The 21,144-nt window shown below is 36.4% G+C and carries 22 protein-coding genes; 14 read left to right on the forward strand and 8 right to left on the reverse strand.

Annotated elements, in window-relative coordinates; all coding sequences use genetic code 11:
* Positions 1–113: 113 nt before the first annotated feature.
* On the forward strand, positions 114–1,124 hold the full coding sequence (locus ESZ48_RS06825) for a 3-oxoacyl-ACP synthase III family protein (RefSeq protein WP_129016595.1): 1,011 nt from the start codon (positions 114–116) through the stop codon (positions 1,122–1,124).
* Positions 1,125–1,883: 759 nt separating this feature from the next.
* Here the strand turns inward: ESZ48_RS06825 and ESZ48_RS06830 are convergent.
* Both ESZ48_RS06830 and ESZ48_RS19720 read right to left on the reverse strand, forming a co-directional pair.
* Positions 1,884–4,034 carry an outer membrane beta-barrel family protein gene (locus ESZ48_RS06830; protein ID WP_317127983.1) on the reverse strand — a complete coding sequence of 717 codons (2,151 nt, stop codon included), beginning with the start codon at positions 4,032–4,034 and terminating at the stop codon, positions 1,884–1,886.
* Between the two features lie 43 nt (positions 4,035–4,077).
* Positions 4,078–4,350, reverse strand: coding sequence for a carboxypeptidase regulatory-like domain-containing protein (locus ESZ48_RS19720; RefSeq protein WP_317127984.1), 273 nt, complete (start codon positions 4,348–4,350; stop codon positions 4,078–4,080).
* 119 nt (positions 4,351–4,469) lie between these two features.
* On the opposite strand from ESZ48_RS19720, the gene ESZ48_RS06835 reads away from it, so the two are divergent.
* Positions 4,470–4,838 (forward strand): CoA-binding protein, encoded by a 369-nt coding sequence (locus tag ESZ48_RS06835; RefSeq protein WP_129016596.1) that lies wholly within the window; start codon positions 4,470–4,472, stop codon positions 4,836–4,838.
* Here ESZ48_RS06835 and ESZ48_RS06840 read toward each other — a convergent pair.
* Entirely contained in the window at positions 4,809–6,251 is a 1,443-nt protein-coding gene (locus tag ESZ48_RS06840) for a sodium:solute symporter (RefSeq protein ID WP_129016597.1), read from the reverse strand. The genes ESZ48_RS06835 and ESZ48_RS06840 overlap by 30 nt on opposite strands.
* A 124-nt stretch (positions 6,252–6,375) precedes the next feature.
* On the opposite strand from ESZ48_RS06840, the gene recR reads away from it, so the two are divergent.
* From recR to ftsY, 11 genes are all read left to right on the forward strand, one after another.
* On the forward strand, positions 6,376–6,993 hold the full coding sequence (gene recR / locus ESZ48_RS06845) for a recombination mediator RecR (protein ID WP_129016598.1): 618 nt from the start codon (positions 6,376–6,378) through the stop codon (positions 6,991–6,993).
* Positions 6,994–6,999: 6 nt separating this feature from the next.
* A complete protein-coding gene (locus ESZ48_RS06850; protein WP_129016599.1) occupies positions 7,000–8,091 on the forward strand; it encodes a glycosyltransferase family 2 protein in 1,092 nt (363 codons plus the stop codon).
* 119 nt (positions 8,092–8,210) lie between these two features.
* Complete coding sequence (locus tag ESZ48_RS06855; RefSeq protein ID WP_129016600.1) at positions 8,211–9,593, forward strand: dihydrolipoamide acetyltransferase family protein; 1,383 nt, start codon at positions 8,211–8,213, stop codon at positions 9,591–9,593.
* A gap of 217 nt (positions 9,594–9,810) precedes the next feature.
* Entirely contained in the window at positions 9,811–10,587 is a 777-nt protein-coding gene (locus tag ESZ48_RS06860; protein WP_129016601.1) for a 3'-5' exonuclease, read from the forward strand.
* A gap of 134 nt (positions 10,588–10,721) precedes the next feature.
* Positions 10,722–11,333: a fumarylacetoacetate hydrolase family protein gene (locus ESZ48_RS06865; protein WP_129016602.1), complete on the forward strand. Its 612-nt coding sequence runs from the start codon at positions 10,722–10,724 to the stop codon at positions 11,331–11,333.
* Positions 11,334–11,675 (forward strand): Hpt domain-containing protein, encoded by a 342-nt coding sequence (locus tag ESZ48_RS06870; protein WP_129016603.1) that lies wholly within the window; start codon positions 11,334–11,336, stop codon positions 11,673–11,675.
* Entirely contained in the window at positions 11,675–12,922 is a 1,248-nt protein-coding gene (locus ESZ48_RS06875) for a CinA family nicotinamide mononucleotide deamidase-related protein (protein ID WP_129016604.1), read from the forward strand. Before ESZ48_RS06870 ends, ESZ48_RS06875 begins: the two co-directional genes overlap by 1 nt.
* Before the next feature lie 78 nt (positions 12,923–13,000).
* Positions 13,001–13,237 (forward strand): 50S ribosomal protein L28, encoded by a 237-nt coding sequence (gene rpmB / locus ESZ48_RS06880; protein WP_129016605.1) that lies wholly within the window; start codon positions 13,001–13,003, stop codon positions 13,235–13,237.
* 26 nt (positions 13,238–13,263) lie between these two features.
* The gene (rpmG, locus tag ESZ48_RS06885; RefSeq protein ID WP_129016606.1) at positions 13,264–13,446 is read left to right on the forward strand and encodes a 50S ribosomal protein L33; all 183 of its coding nucleotides are present in this window, start codon (positions 13,264–13,266) and stop codon (positions 13,444–13,446) included.
* A gap of 46 nt (positions 13,447–13,492) precedes the next feature.
* The gene (locus ESZ48_RS06890) at positions 13,493–13,645 is read left to right on the forward strand and encodes a DUF4295 domain-containing protein (RefSeq protein ID WP_129016607.1); all 153 of its coding nucleotides are present in this window, start codon (positions 13,493–13,495) and stop codon (positions 13,643–13,645) included.
* Positions 13,646–13,958: 313 nt separating this feature from the next.
* Positions 13,959–14,912 carry a signal recognition particle-docking protein FtsY gene (gene ftsY, locus ESZ48_RS06895; RefSeq protein WP_129016608.1) on the forward strand — a complete coding sequence of 318 codons (954 nt, stop codon included), beginning with the start codon at positions 13,959–13,961 and terminating at the stop codon, positions 14,910–14,912.
* Positions 14,913–15,315: 403 nt separating this feature from the next.
* Here ftsY and ESZ48_RS06900 read toward each other — a convergent pair whose 3' ends face one another.
* From ESZ48_RS06900 to ESZ48_RS06915, 4 genes are all read right to left on the reverse strand, one after another.
* On the reverse strand, positions 15,316–16,119 hold the full coding sequence (locus tag ESZ48_RS06900) for an anti-sigma factor domain-containing protein (RefSeq protein WP_129016609.1): 804 nt from the start codon (positions 16,117–16,119) through the stop codon (positions 15,316–15,318).
* Between the two features lie 24 nt (positions 16,120–16,143).
* Positions 16,144–16,671: an RNA polymerase sigma factor gene (locus tag ESZ48_RS06905; RefSeq protein WP_129016610.1), complete on the reverse strand. Its 528-nt coding sequence runs from the start codon at positions 16,669–16,671 to the stop codon at positions 16,144–16,146.
* A gap of 221 nt (positions 16,672–16,892) precedes the next feature.
* Complete coding sequence (murB, locus tag ESZ48_RS06910) at positions 16,893–17,906, reverse strand: UDP-N-acetylmuramate dehydrogenase (protein ID WP_129016611.1); 1,014 nt, start codon at positions 17,904–17,906, stop codon at positions 16,893–16,895.
* Positions 17,906–19,096: a pyridoxal phosphate-dependent aminotransferase gene (locus ESZ48_RS06915; protein WP_129016612.1), complete on the reverse strand. Its 1,191-nt coding sequence runs from the start codon at positions 19,094–19,096 to the stop codon at positions 17,906–17,908. The genes murB and ESZ48_RS06915 overlap by 1 nt, the downstream gene beginning before the upstream one ends.
* A gap of 128 nt (positions 19,097–19,224) precedes the next feature.
* Here ESZ48_RS06915 and ESZ48_RS06920 point away from each other — a divergent pair, with 128 nt between their 5' ends.
* Positions 19,225–20,544: a retropepsin-like aspartic protease gene (locus ESZ48_RS06920; protein WP_129016613.1), complete on the forward strand. Its 1,320-nt coding sequence runs from the start codon at positions 19,225–19,227 to the stop codon at positions 20,542–20,544.
* Positions 20,545–20,595: 51 nt separating this feature from the next.
* On the opposite strand, the gene ESZ48_RS06925 is transcribed toward ESZ48_RS06920, so the two are convergent.
* Positions 20,596–21,021: a DUF1573 domain-containing protein gene (locus ESZ48_RS06925; protein WP_129016895.1), complete on the reverse strand. Its 426-nt coding sequence runs from the start codon at positions 21,019–21,021 to the stop codon at positions 20,596–20,598.
* Between the last annotated feature and the right edge of the window lie 123 nt (positions 21,022–21,144).

Genomic DNA, 21,144 nt, shown 5'->3' on the forward strand with positions numbered 1-21,144 from the left:
AATGTTAAAATGAGGTATGTGTTTCCGAATATGGTATTTAAAATCGGTAATTTTATGAAAACTGCGAATATTGCTTAAATTGCAAATCTATTTAACGCTAAACAAATTAACTTATGTATAACTCCAAAATAATTGGATTAGGGTATTACGTTCCTGATAATGTGGTGACTAACGACGATCTGTCTAAAATGATGGATACTAATGACGCGTGGATCCAAGAACGTACAGGTATAAAGGAACGCCGCTGGGCCATTGAAAATTCTGAAGACACAACTTCAGGAATGGGTATAAAAGCCGCTAAAATTGCTATAGAGCGTGCAGGAATAGATAAGGATGATATTGATTTTATTGTGTTTGCTACCTTGAGTCCAGATATGTATTTTCCGGGTCCAGGTGTGCAGGTGCAACATGCTTTAGATATTAAAACTGTTGGCGCGTTAGATGTTCGCAATCAATGTTCAGGGTTTGTATATGCTATTTCAATTGCAGATCAGTATATAAAAACCGGAATGTATAAGAATGTTTTGGTGATAGGTAGTGAGTTACATTCGCACGGCTTGGATAAAACCACACGAGGTCGCGGGGTGTCGGTAATATTTGGTGATGGGGCTGGGGCTGCTATTTTGACACGAGAAGAAGATAATACTAAAGGGATTCTTTCAACACATTTGCATTCACAAGGAGAACACGCCGAAGAATTGGTTTTGGTTGCTCCTGGGATGGGTAAACGTTGGGTGAATGACATCCTAAAAGATAATGACCCAAATGACGAAAGCTATTTTCCACATATGAATGGACAATTTGTATTTAAAAATGCAGTAGTCAGGTTCAGTGAAGTAATTATGGAAGGCTTGGCAAAAAATAATCTGGAAAAAGAGGCTATCGACATATTGATTCCACATCAAGCAAATTTGCGGATTTCTCAGTTCATTCAGAAAAGATTTGATTTGAGTGACGATCAAGTGTTCAATAACATTCAAAAATACGGTAATACGACAGCAGCGTCAATTCCTATTGCATTAACCGAAGCTTGGGAAGAAGGTAAAATAAAAGAAGGTGATGTGGTTGTATTGGCTGCCTTTGGAAGTGGATTTACTTGGGGGAGCGTCATCATTAAGTGGTAGTTAATTCCTGCGCAGGCAGGAATCTCTAGATTAAACAAAGCAATTCTCTAATCTTTATGTCTTTATGTGGAATTGTCAACTGAAGAGAGAAATCATGTCTATTGAGATTTTAGTGCAAATAAAATGGTGGAATTTTACCATTTAAAACCAATAAAAAATTAGCTTTGAAAACCCGAAAGATTCCTGACTTTGCAGGAATAGCAGGAATTAAAAAACCCGAAACATTATTCTGTCTCGGGTTTTTCTACTATTAACCAACTTTAACTAACACTTACTTTGATTAAAATCTAAAACTTATCACTACATATTAGACGCAGAAACTTCTGTTTTATTTTGTCAAAATAAAACTTTAACTATCAATTAACAAAAAGCGTCTAATTTTGAAAGTCGATACTGTCAAATTTAACATCTATGCTTTTAATGTAGAGAAAGAAATGTTTTCTAATGGGCGGAATAAATTGAGCTTATGAAAACTGGAGAACCAAAAATCGACTATATTATATAAAAAAAATCCGAAGTCGAAACTCCGGATTTTAATATATACCTAATTCCCGAATACTTCTTTTTTCAAAAAGTAGAAGGCTAATTCAAATCAATTTAAAATTAAGTACAGTTTGTTAGGTATTATAAAACAAGGGTTTAAAAATCTATATTTCAAGAGAATGTTGAGATTTAACAAAAAATTAACACTATTTTAAGGTAAAAAAACAGTTGAATTGGATTAAGGCTTTCTTTTAAATAGCTCGCCGAGTGTTAGTGTTACATAAAACTTCCTCCAGATGATGTTTCGTTTTTGTCTCTATTTTTTCTTTGAATGGCGCGATATTTTCCACCGCCAAAACGGTAAGAGATTCCAATATACCAAGTGTTGCTTTCCCAGTTGAATTGGCCTATTTGTTTATATGGCCTTTCACTTTCAAAACCTGCTTTCATGGTATTAAAGATGTCGTTGTAATTAAAACTGAATGTGGCCGCATCATCCAAAAGAGAATATCTTAAGCCTGTATTGACAAAGTACATGGGTTTACTTATAAATTGTAAACCTTTTTGTGTCGATCTGTACATTCCAAATGCTGAAAATGTTAGTTTCTTAGTGACCTTAAAGTTGTTGTTCATTCTTAAACTATAGGCAATATTGTCCACTTTTATTTCTGTAATCAGGATGTCATCAACTGTTGGGTTCTCTCCAATAGGTGTATTCAAAATTTCAGTGATTCCTTTTTGGGTTTGTGAATATAGGTCAAAACTGGCATTGAAATTCCACCATTTTGTAGGTTTGTAGGTACTGGATAGTTCAACTCCATAAGCGGAAGTATTATCAAAATTATCATAAGAAAGGATAACTTTATTTAAATCCAAACGGTCAATAAATACTGCGCGATTAATTTCATCTTCAATCATTCGGTAAAAAACACCTCCTGTAATCGAACCCTTTTCCAATGTTCGTGTATAATTCATTTCGATGGAATTGGTAAACTGCGGCTGTAATTCTGTATTGCCAAAGGAAGAGATTAACGGACTGCTCCATTCTCTAATGGGATTGACTTTTCTTAAACTTGGGCGGTCCACACGTCTGCTCATACTTAGTTGATAAGAGTTTTTTTCCGAAGGTGCATAGGTTAAGAATCCTGAAGGGTAAACTTGAAAATAATTATTTTTAAAAGGATTGGATTCAATTGTGATTTCTGAAATAGTCATGGCTTTTGCGTTTTCTGTAACAGTTTCCGCACGAGCTCCTAATTGATAACTCCATTTTTCAAAAGTTTGTCCATAATTGATATATCCTGAGTAAATATCTCTACCATAATTAAAATCTGTACTTGGGGTATTAATTATCGTTCCCGTGGCGTCAAAAGACTTTCCAGTAGAATCATAATACACATCGGTATTATATAAGCGGACCTCAAAACCAACCTCCAGTTTTGCTTTTTCACTCAATGGGTTGACATAATCAAGGTTAATGGTGGTTTGCTCACGATTGGTATCTACTGAATCGATATAATTTGGAGGAAAAGGAATGTTTGAATAGCTAAAATCAGAAGACTCAGTTTCTTCGAAAGTATTATAATCTACTTCCAAATCGATTTTTTCGCCTTCTTTGGCAAAATCATGTTTGAAGACCAGGTTGTATTGTGAAGAGAGATTATCCGAGTTACTCGTAAAGTCTTGTCCTTGCGGAGACATGTTTGGTCTTAATATACTAATCGTGCCTATACCTTTCCCATCATAGGCGTTTTGATTTGTGAAGACGGAAATGGTATTGTTGTCATCTACATAAAAATCAATCCCGAATTTATAGAGATACGATTTGTTGTTATCGAAGAAATTAAAAAATTGTTGTGAGTTATCATCAGGCCGTTCGATGGTGCCGTAATTGGTTTGTTTTCCAATATTATTGCCATAATTTCCATAAAAATTGAATTTTCCGTTTCTATAATTTAAATCGACAGAACTGTTAAAAGTTGCATTGATATCTTTGGTCAAACCGAGGTTGATATTCCCATTAAATCCAATGTTAGTGTTTTTATGAAGGATGATGTTGATAAGGCCACTCATACCTTCGGGATTGTATTTTGCAGATGGATTGGTGATCAATTCAATCTGTTTAATGGACGTGGACGGTATTTGTTTTAATAACTGGTCCACTGGAACATTAGATAATTTGCCATCCACCATCACACGTACGTTATCATTGCCTCTCAAGCTCAAGTTACCCGTTTGAGGATCCACGCTTACGGATGGAATATTATTCATAATGTCAGAAGCTGTCGGGCCAGAAGTGGTTAAATCTTTTCCTACGGTAATGACTTTTCTATCCACTTTTTGCTGAATGCTAGAAACTTCTGCAATTACAGTAACTTCATCCAACGCGGCAACATTTTCTTCTAAAAGAACCTTGCCTAAATTCACATCGTACGATCCTTTTCCAATTAAGAACGGTTGTATAATGGTTTTATAACCAATGTACTGAAATGTACTGAATTGTTGCGGAGTATTGGCCTTCTAAAAGTTTAGAGATTTTAAAGCTGCCATCTTCTTGGGTAATGGAGCCGGTAATGGTTTCGTCTTTGCTGTTTTTAATAATAATTGTCACATAGGGCAATGGTTCATTCAGGTGGGCATCAATGATGGTTCCTGAAATTGAACCTTCTTTTACTAAGTTAACTGACGGCTGAGCATATAATGTGGAACACATTAACATGCAAATTAAAATTAATGATTTCATTGGTGATTGTTTTTTTTGATTTGATTGATGAATTTGATTTGATTGTTAATAGAGAGACGATTACTTTTGCAATGTGTTACGCCCATTTATCAATTTTTAAAAATAAAACTCTTGAAATTATGCAAACGAAGAAAAAAACCTTGGTGTTCGGTGCCTCTTTAAATCCGAGTCGTTATTCCAATACAGCAATGCACAGGCTAGTTGCCAGCGGACATGACGTTGTGGCTTTCGGATTAAAGGAAGGTGAGGTTGCAGGGATCAAGATCGATACAGAGTTGATATCTTACAATGGTATTGATACCGTTACGTTGTATATGAATCCGACTAGACAGGAGCCGTTTTATGACCACCTCATTTCTTTAAAACCAAATCGCGTGATTTTTAATCCGGGAACAGAAAATCCAGAGTTTTTCGAATTGTTAAGTCAAGCGAAGATTGAGTTTGAAACGGCCTGCACCTTAGTGTTGCTTGGTACGAATCAGTATTAGTCCTAAAAATGTCAAGAGGCCATTTAGGATCAGAATAAAAAAACCAAATTCGAATCCTAGCCATTTTAAGCTGTTGACACTGATTAAATACGATAAAATTGGTGACAGAATGGCAATAACAGGCACCCATTTATCTTTTACCTGCCACTTGGTGAACAGGCCAAAAGCATAGAGGCCAAGTAAGGGACCATAGGTGTATCCTGCAAAGAGTAAGAGTTTTGCAATGACACTTTCATCCTTGATAGCGTATTTAAATGCGATAATGACCAAGATCAAAACAAACGACATCATGACGTGAACACGTTTTCTAATTGTAATTTGTTTGGTGGCTTCATGCTTTTTCTCAATACCTAAAATGTCAATGCTGAAGGAGGTGGTCAAAGATGTCAACGTGCTATCGGCACTACTATATGCTGCAGCGATCAGTCCCAATAAGAAGAATACAAAAACACCAATTCCTAAATGTTCTTTTGCCAAAATAGGGAAGAGCTCATCTTTATGTGCATCAATGCCATTTTGTTGTGCGTAGACCGTTAAAAGAAGGCCCAAGCTTAAAATCATAAAGTTCACTAAAGTTAATATGATCGTAAACCAGAACATGTTTTTTTGTGCATCCTTCAAACTTTTACAGGTGAGGTTTTTTTGCATCATATCTTGATCCAATCCGGTCATTACAATGGCAATGAACGCTCCAGATATAAACTGGTTCCAGAAATAATCACTCGACTTAAAGTCGTCGAAGAAAAAGGTTTTGGATAAATCGCTGTCTAGGACATAGCCTAAAAGATTGCCGCCACTAATACCTAAGTCATCACTTACATAATAAATTGCAACGCCAATTGATATCAGCATAAACAGGGTTTGCAGGGTATCTGTCCAAATAATGGTTTTGATTCCAGATCTGAAGGTGTACAACCAAATTAAAAAAACAGTCATGGTTACAGTTTGCCAAAAACTGATCCCTAAATCATCAAAAAGAAGCACTTGAAGTACATTGGCCACTAAAAACAACCTGAAACTTGAACCCACAATTCGGGATATGAGAAAAAATGAGGCACCGGTTTTATAGGAAGCATTTCCAAAACGCTCTTCTAAATAGGTGTAAATAGAGGTGAGATTTAGTTTGTAATAGAGTGGAAGTAGAACCGTGCCAATAACGAGATAGCCCACAATATAGCCCAATACCATTTGCATATAGCTAAACTGAGAGAATTCTATCCAACCAGGAACTGAAATAAAGGTCACTCCAGAAAGTGAAGCACCAATCATCCCAAAGGCCACAACATACCAAGGCGCTTGTTTGTTCGCTTTAAAAAAAGTGTTGTTATCTGATTTTTTTCCGGTGAGATAGGATATCAAAATAAGAATTCCAAAATAGGAAAGGATCAGTAGGATGATGGTTGTTGAATGCATAAATAATAAAATAAGGGGGAAAATTACTTATTAAAGTTTTCAATTTTCAAATAACGTGACTTAATGTGAAATAAGAATATGTTAAAGCCTCAAAATTATGTACTAAAATCGTAAATTTGCACCCATGGAATTTTCTTCAAAACTACTCGAAAAAGCGGTCAATGAAATGTCGCAACTCCCTGGAATTGGGAAAAGAACAGCGTTGCGCTTGGTGTTGCATTTACTCAGACAGCCAAAAGATCAAACCATGTTGCTTGCTTCGGCATTGCAACACATGAGGAATGATATTAAATTCTGTTTAAGTTGCCATAATATCAGCGATACTGAACTTTGTGAGATTTGTTCAAATCCGCGCAGGACAGAAGAAATCATCTGTGTAGTTGAAGATATTAGAGATGTCATGGCAATTGAAAACACAAGTTCATTTAAAGGGTTGTATCACGTATTGGGAGGGAAAATATCACCTATGGATGGTATTGGACCTAATGACCTCAATATTTCTTCGCTTGTTGAAAAAGTGAACAAAGGAACTGTAAAAGAGTTGATTTTCGCATTAAGCTCTACTATGGAAGGGGATACGACCAACTTTTATATCTTTAAGCAAATTCAAGATTGTAAAATTATTACCTCCACAATTGCAAGAGGTATTTCAGTAGGCAACGAATTGGAATATACCGATGAGGTCACCCTTGGAAGAAGTATTTTGAATAGAATCCCTTTTGAATCCTCTTTAAAATCCTAATGTTTTTTGAAGTTATCTATTGTCATATTAAACTATAATGTGCGCTACTTCTTGGAGTTGTGCATCAAAAGTGTGCAAGCTGCAACAGCAGATTTGGATGCTGAAATTATTGTTGTTGACAATCAGTCGTCAGACGATAGCTGCCAGATGGTGAAAGAGCTCTTTCCAGAGGTCATTTTAATCGAAAACAAGGAGAATTTTGGTTTTTCAAAAGGAAATAATATCGGCGTCACCAAAGCAAAAGGCGAATATCTATGCATTCTGAATCCCGATACCGTTGTTGCGGAAGATACTTTTGCAAAGTCATTGGCATATGCAAATGATAATCCAAAGATGGGGATTTTGGGATGCCAACTTACAGATGGACGTGGCCAATTTCTACCAGAAAGCAAAAGGAATATCCCCACGCCAATGGTTTCCATTAAAAAAATATTGGGATTTCCCAATGCTTATTACGCAAATCATTTATCGCCAACTGATACTGGCAAGGTTGATATTCTTGTAGGTGCATTCATGTTTCTCAAAAAAGAGATTTACGACGAAGTTGAAGGTTTTGATGAAGATTACTTCATGTATGGCGAAGATATAGATCTTTCTTATAAAGTACTGAAAGCAGGTTATCAAAATATATATTTTGGTGAAACTGCCATCCTTCACTATAAAGGAGAAAGTACCTTGAAAGATAAAACCTATGCGAAACATTTCCATGGAGCGATGCAGATTTTTTACAACAAACATTTTAAATCGAATCTTGTTTTTGATGTTATCGTCTGGTCTGGAATTCTCTTTTCACGGTTTTTATTGAGAAAGCCATCGGAAATCAAGCAAAATGTATCCTCTCATATGTTGATGACCAGAAGTTTGGACTTTATTACAGATCTCCCTTTTAATACCGCAACTGTTCAAAGTTTAGCTGAGGTTGCTGCACATTCACAAGTAGTATTGGACGGCAACACTATTGATTACAAGTCGGTTATTGAATGTATAATGTTTTCAGATAAGGACAAAGAATTGACATTTAGAATTTTACCTAGAAACTCCCAGTTTATAATTGGAAGCGATAGCTCAGAACATCGAGGAGAAGTGGTTTTGTTATAAAAACCCCAATGAATATATGCGCCATGAATTCGGAAAATATAAAGGATTATGTAATGAAGTATGGCAATTTTAACTAATTTTGCAAGAGCAAATAAAAATTTTAGCATCAGAATAATAATATGGCAAAATTTGAACTGAAACTCCCGAAAATGGGTGAAAGCGTAGCAGAAGCAACCATTACCTCTTGGTTGAAAAATGTTGGTGACACTATTGAAGCTGATGAAGCAGTATTGGAAATTGCAACCGATAAGGTAGATAGCGAAGTGCCCAGTGAAGTGGATGGCGTCTTGACCGAAATCCTTTATAATGTTGATGATATTGTAAAAGTGGGGCAAGTAATAGCAATCATTGAAACTGATGCAAGTGCTGTCCAAGCACTTGGTGCACCAAATCAAGACTCTGCTCCAGCGCGAATGGTTGAAACTCCGGAAGTTGCTCAAGTAGCACAAACAGTGGAAGCAGCTAAAACCGCAGTGGCAGCTCCTGTGACTTCTACCGAAGATCGTTTTTATTCGCCTTTGGTTAAGAATATAGCTAAAGAAGAGGGCATTTCGCAATCTGAATTGGACAGTATCTCTGGTACTGGAAAAGATGGGCGTGTCACTAAAAATGACATTTTCGAATATCTTGAAGCTAAGAAATCAGCTCCAGTATCGGCGCCACAAGCGTCTACACCAGAGCCTGTGAAAGAAAATATAGCAGCAGCATCTCCTCAACAAGAACCAGTAGCGGTACAGCCAACTAAAGAGAAAGCTCCTGAAAAACCGAAAGCGGCTCCTGTAATTGCGAGTAATGGCGATGAGATCATTGAAATGAGCAGAATGGGCAAGCTGATTGCACATCACATGGTGGAATCCATACAGAAATCAGCTCACGTACAAAGTTTTATTGAGGCCGATGTGACCAATATCTGGAACTGGCGCAATAAAGTCAAGAATGATTTTGCGAAACGTGAAGGTGAAAATCTCACTTTTACACCAATATTTTTGGAAGCTGTTGCGAAAGCGCTTAGAGAATTCCCAATGATGAATATTTCGCTTCAAGATGATAAAATCATCAAAAAGAAACATATCAATATAGGGATGGCTGCGGCACTTCCTGATGGAAATCTTATTGTACCTGTTATTAAGGATGCAGATCAACTGAACCTGATCGGGATGACCAAACGTGTCAACGATTTGGCAAACAGAGCCCGTTTAAACCAATTGAAACCCGACGATATTCAAGGAGGTACTTACACTGTAACTAACGTGGGTACTTTTGGAAGCATCATGGGGACGCCAATTATCAATCAACCACAAGTGGGGATTTTAGCCCTTGGCGCCATAAGAAAAGTTCCTGCAGTTGTAGAATCTCCTGAAGGCGATTTTATCGGCATCCGTTACAGAATGTTCTTATCACATTCTTACGACCATCGTGTCGTTAATGGTGCATTGGGTGGACAATTTGTAAAAGCCGTCAAAGACTATTTGGAAGCTTGGGATGTAAATCGCGAGATTTAATATATCAATCAGACCTGATAGGTTTTAAAAACCTGTCAGGTCTGATTAAATTCAAAACCTAAACAAATCTTAAACCTAATCTTAAAACAGTTAGGTTTTTCTATTTTTACGTTAAATAATTATAAATCAGTAACAAACATTACGCTGAGCTTTTCTGCCTTGCGCTTAGTCGAAAGGTGGAAGTGAGCAATAACAAACAATAAACAACAAAACAAAAATGACTCTTAATCTCACAAAACCCATCTGCTTTTTTGATCTTGAAACTACCGGTATTAATATCACCTCGGACCGCATTGTGGAAATTGCAGTTTTGAAAGTGTTTCCCGGTGGTAAGGAAGATCGCAAAACATGGTTGGTAAATCCAGAAATGCCAATTCCAGCTGAGGTGACAGAAATTCATGGAATTTCGGATGCTGATGTTGCAGATAAACCAACGTTTAAAGAATTGGCCAATGAGATCAATACTATGGTTAAAGATTCAGATTTGGCAGGGTTCAACTCCAACCGATTTGATATTCCATTGTTAGCAGAAGAAATGCTACGGGCTGGGATCGATTTTGATATGAAAGGTCGTGTGGCAGTTGACGTACAAACTATTTTCCATAAAATGGAACAGCGCACCTTGGCGGCAGCGTATAAGTTTTATTGCGATAAGAATTTGGACGATGCACATAGCGCAGCTGCAGATACCGAAGCTACCTATGAAGTCTTAAAAGCTCAAATTGCAAGATATGACGAGTTGGAAAATGACACCAAGTTTTTAGCGGAATTCAGTTCGCGCAAGAAATTTGCCGATTTTGCCGGGTTCATCGTTTATAATAAATATAATGAAGAGTGTTTTTCTTTTGGGAAACATAAAACCAAAAGAGTAGAAGATGTGTTGAACGAAGAGCCAGGGTATTTTGGTTGGTTGCTAAATGCTGATTTTCCACTGTACACTAAAAAAGTGCTGACTGCCATTAAATTGAGAGCTTTTAATAACAAATTGGCCTAAATTCCTGCGTGGTTGCTGAGCTTGTCGACGTAAAGGCAGAAATCCATTAGAATCAATAAAGTATATCTTAAAGTCTCGATGCCATCAGAATCTCTGTTAAATAGTACTCCAAGCATATAAAAAAATAAGCGTTCATGAAAATCATCTGCATAGGTCGAAACTACACAGAGCATATCAAGGAATTGGCCAACGAAAAGCCAACAGAACCAGTAGTGTTTTTAAAACCTGACTCTGCAATTTTATTAAAAAAACAACCGTTTTATATTCCTGATTTCTCTAATGATGTCCATCATGAAGTGGAGGTCTTAGTGAAAATATCTAAGGTTGGTAAGTATATCGATAAGAAATTCGCGCATAAATATTATGATGATATCGGGCTTGGCATCGATTTTACTGCGCGAGATTTACAACAAAAATTAAAGGAGAAAGGCTTGCCCTGGGAAAAAGCCAAAGCTTTTGATGGTGCTGCAGTAGTTGGTAAATGGTTGCCAAAATCCGATTTTGAATCGGTAGATGCCATTAATTTTGGGTTAGAAAAAAATGGAGTCCTTGTGCAACAAGGCAACACAAGTCATATGCTCTGGAAAATTGATGAACTTATAGAATATGTGTCAAAATATTTTACTTTAAAGATTGGAGACATTATCTTTACGGGAACGCCATCAGGAGTTGCTAAGGTAGAAGCTAATGATGAACTTAGAGGATTGATTGAAAATAACGAAATGTTTAAATTAACAATCAAGTAAATGGAAGAAAATTATAAACTTTATCGCATTCGTGAATTAGCCGATGGCGATGAGGATTTTGTCATGGCGATTGCTGCGGCATTTTTGGAAGAAGTTCCAGAAGATGCGGCACGACTTAAAAAGGCTGTTGGAGAAGCTGATTATTATACTACCTATCAGGCGGCCCACAAAATGAAACCAACTATTGATCTGTTTGAACTTGGGGTCTTAGACGATTTAATAACCGTTCAGGATTGGGGTAAATTGGAAAAGAAGGACGAGGATGTTTCGAAGGAATTAAGATCAGTTTTAGAAGCCATAGAAAGAACCTCCGAAGAAATTAAAAACGATTTCAATCTCTAATGTTAGCTGAAATTATAACTATTGGAGACGAAATTCTTATTGGACAGATCGTCGATACCAATTCTGCATTTATAGCCAAACAACTTAATAAGATTGGGGTGTCTGTGTACCAGATTACTTCTGTGCAAGATGATAAAGAACACATCTTAAAGTCTTTTAGGGAAGCTGAAGAGAATGCTAATATTATCATTATCACTGGCGGTTTGGGACCAACTAAAGATGATATCACGAAAAGAACCATTGCAGAATATTTTCATGACACGCTTGTCAGAAGTGATGCGGTCACAGAAAATATCTGGCGAATTTGGCGAGATAACGTTGATACAACACCAACACAAGTCAATTTAGATCAAGCTTTAGTGCCGTCAAAAGCACAAGTGCTAATGAATCTCCATGGGAGTGCTCCGGGAATGTGGCTTGAAAAGGAAGGAAAGATATTTATCTCGCTCCCAGGCGTGCCTTATGAAATGCGCGGACTCATAGATAATGCAGTGATTCCTAAGCTCGCAAAGCAGTTTAAGTTTCCTTATATCCAACATGAAACGATATTGACTTACGGTCTTGGCGAAAGTGCTTTGGCAGAACGCATCGAAGCTTGGGAAGACCATTTGCCATCCTATATAAAGTTGGCCTATTTACCCAGTTTAGGAAGGGTGCGTTTACGTCTTTCGGGTAAATCTATGGACAAGCATTTGATCCAGATAGAAATAAAACATCAGATCGAATTGTTGTTACCCCAAATTGAAGACATTTTTGTTGGATTTGAACGTGATGAATCTATTGAAGCCGTAATTGGGCAACAATTAATTGCTTTGGGTAAAACCGTTGCCACGGCAGAAAGTTGTACAGGAGGTAAAATTGCTGAATCTTTTACAGCTATTGCTGGAGCGTCTCAGTATTTTAAAGGAAGCGTGGTCAGTTATGCCACACAGTCTAAGGTAGATGTTTTAAAAATAGATCCAAAATTGATTTCTGAGTTTTCTGTAGTGAGTGGAGAAGTCGCAGAAGCCATGGCCAAAGCGGTTTTGAAACTATTTGATTCCGACTATGCGATTGCCACCACAGGAAACGCGGGACCAACTAAAGGTGATGCAGATGCTGACATTGGCACCGTCTTTATAGCCATCGCTTCTAAAGATAAAGTGTTATCGGAACGCTTTACTTTTGGTGATCATCGTCATAAAGTCATTAACAGAGCGTCAAACAAAGCTTTTGAAATGCTACAGAAAGAAATTTCAAAAAAGTAACAATTTAAGTTTGTAGGTATTGTAAAGTTTTACTAAATTTGCAAACTGTTTTAAATAACATTATTAAAGTTAGAAAGAATGTCAAGAGTTTGTGAACTTACTGGAAAAAAAGCGATGGTTGGAAACAACGTATCTCACGCTATGAATAAAACGAAGCGTAAATTTGATGCAAATTTGATCAAAAAACGTTTTTACATTCCTGAGGAGGATAAATGGGTAACTTTAAAAGTTTCTACATCTGCGTTGAAAACCATCAATAAAATTGGTATTGCTGCGGCAATAAAAGAAGCGAAATCTAAAGGATTTTTAAAATAATAGCCACAAGCTAAAAAGTAAAGATAATGGCAAAAAAGGGTAATAGAATACAAGTTATATTAGAGTGTACTGAGCACAAAGAGTCTGGACAAGCAGGAACGTCTCGTTACATCACTACAAAAAATAAAAAGAATACGCCAGACAGAATGGAGATTAAGAAATTTAATCCTATCCTTAAGCGAATGACAGTTCATAAAGAGATAAAATAAATGTAGGATTCCCATTGATATGGGAATTATAAAAAGAAACTATACAATGGCAAAGAAATCAGTAGCATCGTTACAAAAAGGATCTAAGAGATTAACCAAAGCAATAAAGATGGTTAAATCTCCAAAAACAGGAGCTTATCAGTTCGTTGAAACTGTTATCGCACCTGAGTTTGTTGACGACTTTTTAAATAAAAAATAAATATATTCACTATATTTTATAAAACTGCTTTCATTTGAAAGCAGTTTTTTTATGTCTATATTTGAGTGAAATCTGACAATTTAGCAGTTTGAATCTTAAGGACTGAAATTTGTTGTTTGATTTTGGCGTTACCTCTTAAACTCATAAGGCAAAAGCCTTATGAGTTTAAGAGGTCGGGCTTTACGCTATATCTTTTTAATTTGGTGGCTTCGACAAGCTCAGCCACCAAATTAAAAAGGATGCCGCTGCAATCCCTAACGCAACTCCGTTTTTGATCTATAAAAACGGCTTAATAATTAATACAGCAACACAAATGAGCTTTTTTAAAAAAATATTCACTTCAGAAAAAAAGGAAACTTTAGATAAAGGTTTGGAAAAATCCAAAACCTCATTTTTCACCAAGCTAAACAAGGCAGTTGCCGGAAAATCTAAAGTAGATGAAGATGTTCTTGACAATCTTGAAGAAATTTTAGTGTCGAGTGATGTCGGGGTCAACACGACTTTAAAAATCATTGATAGAATAGAAGAGCGTGTTGCTAAGGATAAATATTTAGGTACTTCAGAGCTCAATCAAATCTTACGGGAAGAAATTGCAGGCTTGTTGTCCGAGGTTGATAGCGGAAATGCTACAGAATTTACCGTCCCAAAAGAGATTAAGCCTTATGTCATCATGGTTGTAGGCGTGAACGGTGTGGGGAAAACAACAACTATTGGTAAGTTGGCGTCACAGTTCAAAAAACAAGGCTTAAAAGTTGTCCTTGGAGCCGCAGACACCTTTAGAGCTGCTGCCATAGATCAGTTACAAATTTGGGCAGACCGTGTAGATGTGCCTATGGTGCGCCAAGATTTTGGTAGTGATCCAGCATCTGTCGCTTTTGATACCTTAAAGAGTGCTGTTAACCAAAATGCCGATGTGGTGATCATTGATACCGCTGGTCGTTTGCACAATAAGGTCAATTTAATGAATGAGTTGACAAAAATCAAACGCGTAATGCAAAAAGTCATTGCTGATGCACCTCACGATGTGTTATTGGTATTGGACGGATCTACAGGACAAAATGCTTTTGAACAAGCAAAACAGTTCACTGCTGCTACAGAAGTCACCTCATTAGCCGTTACAAAGTTGGACGGAACTGCCAAAGGTGGCGTGGTCATAGGAATATCTGATCAATTTAAAATTCCAGTAAAATATATTGGCGTAGGAGAAGGTATCGATGATTTGCAAGTCTTCAATAAATTTGAATTTGTAGATTCCTTTTTCAAATAGCTTAATTCCTGCGAGGGCCTCCTAATTCCTGCGCAGGCAGGAATCTTAATCTTCCATGCCCACTTTTTCTTTGAACAGTGTATCATGTTGTTGCTGTTTTCCACTCATAGGATTTACGATGATCCAAACCACGTTCATGTAACACTGATGATAGGAAATCCCATATGAAATTAGTGATTAAAACGTCCTTTGTTTTCTTAGACTACCATCAAAAACTAAAAACTTTGAATAATGTATCTTAAGTTTTTCGGATAATCCTTATTGAGGCTGCTATTCAAAGAGTGCTGTATTTACTTTTCAGTAAATAATAAAATAACACGAAAAAAAAGAGGCTGCCTTTTCAGGTAGCCTCTTTTTAATTTAGAGTTAATTAAAACATCAAGTTATTTGTGTTTTAATTTAGCTAATTATTTTTTAGTGTGATTTCTGCAACTGAATTTTCAGCGTGCGCTTTGTTGATCTTAGATCCCACCTTTTGTTCAATTGTAATACTCAGCCCAAGTGCATCTTCCATATAAGGAATGGTCTTTAATTTGCGCTCTGACTCATCTAATATACCGAGGTTTACCATCCTGTCTTGTAATTCTGCCCAAATTTGATACGTCTGATTCTCAGGAAGTTTAGGTAATGAGACTACATCAATCATAGATGTTTTGTCTACCGCATTAATGTATGCCACTGTCTTTAGGTCCTTAGCTCTTGAATTTCCTCTTAAAACGTACTTTTCAGTTTCTGGATTGTTCAATTTCATAAACTGAAGCATCACATTCTCTAATCTCTGGTTGTTGTCTTCTATGTCACTTCTAAGGTCAAAAATCTCTTCTACAACCACTTGGTTTTCGTGATTTAATGAGACATTTTGTTCGTAAAGCATAGAAGCGGTACCAGCAAAAATAAGAGCTGCGATACTTGCTGCTATACTAAACCATGGCGTGCGTCTATGCGTGGGAGATGCGTGCATTTGTATGACAGGTACATCCTCGGTGATTTCTTTAATGACGGCATTCAAAATATATCTTGGAGCTTCTACCGTATTTGCCTTCGCTAAAATTTCTAAATTATCTTGAAGTCTCTCATACTCAGCTTTTACTTCAGGAAATTCAGCAATAAAGCTTTCAACTTCTAAATTTTCATTAGGAGTTGTGGTACCTAGGATATAGTTATCCAGCAGGCCCGAATCCATAAAAATTTGTAAATTTTTTTCCATTTTTTGTATACTTTATACTGTTCTTTAGTTGAAGAGTTTTCGTAAATCTCTCAAACCAATTTTCAACCTAGATTTTATAGTACCTAATGGAATATCTAATTCATCACTAGCTTCTTGTTGTGTCATGCCTTCAAAAAATAAGGCATTTAAAACGATTTGATACTTCTCTTCTAGTTTGGTAACGTGCTCTTTTAAATCAATGACATCCTGATTTAAACTTGTACTTGGTAGAATATATACGTCTGATTTGTCAATTTGGACTTCCCTGTTAAAGCGATTGTTGAAACTTCTTAGTTTATCAATAGCCGTATTGCGTGCAATTCTATAGAGCCATGTAAAAAGTTTTGCCTTTTTTGAATCGTATTTTTTTGCATTTTTCCAGATTTTTACGAAACTTTCCTGCAAGGCATCTTGGGCAAGTTCCTCGTTCCGTGTTATTTTTAAAATGACGCCATAGAGGCTGTCAGAATAATTTTCATAAAGTAAATTAATCGCAGCTTTATCTCCTTTTTCAAGAAGTTCGACAATATGTTCTTCCAATGAATAGCTCAAAAAGTTAAAATTTATTTTAATGTAAGGTTAAAAAGTCCAAATTTGATTTTTGGACGTATATCATATTAAGATAGTAAAATTACAAACTACTTTATTATTAAAATATTGTTTTTATATCGGTAGTGTCGAAATATCTTCTTTCTAAGAATATTGATTAATAGCTTTTTCATTTGACACTGCAGTAATTATTTCAAGGCTCCAGCATATTTGTTGGAGCCTTTTTATATAATATTTACTTCGGTTTCAATAGTAATTCCGAAAATCTGTTGGATTGTTTTTTGAATGAGTTTCGCTAAGTTGAGTATGTCTGATCCTTTGGCATCTCCATAATTGACCAGTACCAAGGCTTGTTTTTTATGAACGCCATAGTTATTAAAGGTCTTGCCCTTGAAGCCTGATTTCTCAATCAGCCAGCCTGCGGGCACTTTCACTTCATTTGGAGATACAACATAACTTGGAATATCAGGAAAGTTAATTTTGAGTTGTTCAAAAAGGGCATTAGCAATCACAGGATTTTTAAAGAAACTGCCACTATTACCAATCTCTTTCGGATTTGGAAGTTTGCTTTCCCTAATTGCGATCACGGCTTTTGAAATGTCCTGAATGGTTGGGTCAGTGATGCCCATAGCTTCTAATTCTTTAGTAATGGCACCATATTCTGTGTGCAGTTGATGCTGATGCTTGCTCAATCTCAACGTCGTGCTTACAATAACGTGGCTGTGCTTTTTGTCTTGTTTGAAAACGGATTCACGATATCCAAAATGACACGCATCTTTCGTAAACGTTTCAACTGTCTTTGATTTTATGTTCAGCGCTTCACAAGATTCGAAAACGTCTTTTAACTCAACGCCATAGGCACCAATATTTTGGATGGGAGCGGTTCCCACATTTCCTGGAATTAGGGATAAATTTTCGATACCTCCAAAATTATGTTCCAAACACCATAAAACAAATTGATGCCAATTTTCACCTGCATATGCCTTGACAAGGACTTCATCTTCGTCTTGATCAATAATTTCAATGCCTTTGAGTGCCAAATGAATGACCAAACAATCTAAATCTTTTGTGAGCAACATATTGCTACCGCCACCCAGAATGAATTTATCAGGATAGGCATCCCAGCTTAAAACTTCTTTTAGGTCTTGAATGCTCTCAACCTCCACAAAATATTTTGCATGAGCATTCAGCCCAAATGTATTATAGGGTTTTAATGATATGTTTTCTTGGATTCGCACTAGTTTGGGTAAACTTTTAAGGCTTCTTTTAAAATAAAGACGGCTCTAATCAAGCTTTCTTCATTGAGCACGTAGGCTATTCTAACTTGATTCAATCCTACATTGGGGGTTGAATAAAACCCTGCTGCTGGAGCTACCATGACGGTTTCCTTATTATAGTCATAGCTTTCCAATAACCATTGCGCAAAATGATCGGCACTTTTAACCGGTAATTCCACAATGCAATAGAAGGCACCTTTTGGTTCGGCAACCTTAATTCCATCAATTTTTTTCAATTCTCTTATGAGTGTGTTTCTTCTTTTCACATATTCCTCAATAACATCATCGAAATAACTTTGAGGTGTTTCCAATGCTGCCTCACTGGCAATTTGTGCCAAGGTAGGAGGGCTTAATCGTGCCTGTGCAAACTTTAAAGCTGTTGCAATAAAGTCCTTGTTTCTCGAAACTAAGTAACCAATTCGCGCACCACACATGCTATAGCGTTTTGATACAGAATCAATCATAATTGCATGATCCTCGAGTCCTTCTTCTTGCATAATGGAATAAAACTCATTACCATCATAGACGAACTCTCTGTAAACTTCATCGGCAATCAAAAACAGGTCATGTTTTTTTACAACAGCCGCCAATTGTTTAATTTCTTCCTTGGAATAAAGGTATCCTGTAGGATTTCCGGGATTGCAAATTAAAATGGCTTTCGTTTTATCTGTAATCAGTTTTTCGAATTCCTCAATGGGAGGCAAAGCAAAATTATCTTCTATTTTCGAAATTACGGGAACCACTTTAATATCAGAAGCTGTTGAAAATCCGTTATAATTAGCGTAGAATGGCTCTGGGATAATAATTTCATCGTCAGAATCCATGATACTGCCAAAAGCGAACAACAAAGCTTCGCTACCACCAGTGGTTACAATAATATCACTGTGGTCTACATTGATGTTATTTTTAGCGTAGTATTGGGCTATTTTTTTTCTATATCCTTCAGATCCTTCAGATCTTGTATATGCTAAAATATCCAAAGAATGCACTCTAACCGCGTCCAAGGCAACTTCGGGAGTTTTGATGTCAGGTTGTCCAATGTTTAAATGATATACGGTTTTGCCTTCTTTATAGGCTTGTTCTGCGTAAGGAACTAACTTTCTTATAGGCGATGATGGCATCATCTGTCCCTTTTTTGAAATTTTTGGCATGAGCTTAATGTTTAAGGGGTAAAGTTCTGAAAATTATCGCAAAGATATTTGAAATTCATCATGTAAAAAACTAATATAGACCCAAAGATTTGTAAATTGAGATGACTCTAGCTCCGTTTCAGATAATTATGAGATATTTTACTTTTTTTTGCATCGTGTTCTTATGCGGACAGTCCTTTTCGCAGAGCGGTTTTCGTTTGGTTCAAACGGAACGCACAAAAGTTAAATTTCAACTTATTGACAATCTCATTATTATTCCTGTGGAAATAAACGGCAGTAAGTTTTCTTTTATTTTAGATTCGGGAGTTAGTAAACCAATTCTGTTCAATATCATCAGTTCTTCAGATTCATTGAAATTCAAAAACATAGAAAGTATTTATATAAGAGGTTTGGGAGATGGAGAGTCCACTGAAGCGTTAAAATCAAGAAATAACATTTTTAAGATTGGCGATGCTGTAAATATCAATCAGGATGTGTTCATCATCTCTGATCAAAATATAAACTTCACACCCAGATTAGGCATTCCAGTACATGGCATTATTGGTTATGATGTATTTAGGGATTTTATTGTCGAAATTAATTATGGTTCAAAGTTTATCAGGTTGAATGATCCGGAAACCTTTAAATATAAGACATGTAAAAAATGTGAAACCTTAGATCTAACTCTATATAACAATAAACCATTTATTGACGCCATAGTGGAAGTAAAAGGAGGAGACGTTCCGGTAAAATTGTTGATGGACTCTGGTGGGAGTGATGCTTTGTGGCTTTTTGAAGATGATTCCTTAGGGCTGGTCCCTGAAATTGACAACTACTTTGTAGATTTCTTGGGCAAAGGATTAAGTGGCAGTGTGCATGGGAAAAGATCAAAATTAAAGCGGTTTTCCATAAAGGGTTTTCATATCAATAATCTTAATGTTGCCTATCCAGATTCCGCAGCAGTTAGTTTCGCAAGAAAATATAAGGAACGGAGTGGGAGTATGGCTGGAGAATTATTAAAACGTTTTAATATCATTATGGATTATAAAAACACAACAGTTACTTTTAAGAAGAACAGACATTTTAATGATCCTTTTGAGTACAATAAAAGCGGTATAGTATTAGAGCAGGACGGTGTTAGGATAGTTAAGGAAAGAGATCAGGGTTCTCAATATAAAAATGAACAGTCTCATGAACAGACGTCCAGACTGTCTGTAATAGAAGCGTTCAAATTCACACTTAAACCAGCATTCAGGATTGTGGAGTTGAGACCAGGCTCGCCGGCCGAAACAGCGGGTTTAAAGTTGGGAGATATTATCCTGAGAATTAACAATAAGGAAGTACATACTCTTATACTTCAAGAGGTCAATTCGTTTTTCAGGGATAAAGAAGGCAATCTCATTAAGCTCAAAATAGACAGAGATGGTGTGATTATGAGCTTTCATTTTAGATTGGAAAGTTTATGGTAATAAAAAAGCCCTCAAAAATGAGAGCTTTTAAATTGTAAAAAACATACAGAATTATTGTTCCATGATGCTTCTGTCTCTTTTGTCTAAAACACTTGTTTTAGTTGAGTCAACAACTTCACCTTTAATTTTAAGGGCAACCGTTGGTGTGTCCGCATTTGATAAGACCGTGATGGTCTTTCTAATAGGATTGACACGTTGGGTATCATATTTCACCTGTATTTCACCTGTTTGTCCTGGTAGGATTGGTCCTTCAGGTTTTTTAGGCACTGTACATCCACATGTTGATGTGACTCTTGTAATAATTAATGGGGCATTACCCGTGTTAGTAAATTCAAAAACACGAACACCGTCAGCGCCTTTCTCGATTGTGCCGTAGTCAATTACGTCAGTTTTAAATTCGATTTTGGCTACTTTTTCTTGTGCAAAAGCAGAAATGCTTAACATTCCTACAAATACAATTGCTATTAAATTTTTCATCATTTTAATTTTTAAAATTGATAGGGGGTCAAAATTACTTACTTTTCACCATTTCACAAAATATATTAGTTGAACGGTATGATTCTGTTTTAATGAGTACCCATATTTGGGTTAATATTTCTT

It is taken from the genome of Gelidibacter gilvus, from assembly GCF_004115975.1.
GTDB lineage: Bacteria > Bacteroidota > Bacteroidia > Flavobacteriales > Flavobacteriaceae > Gelidibacter > Gelidibacter gilvus.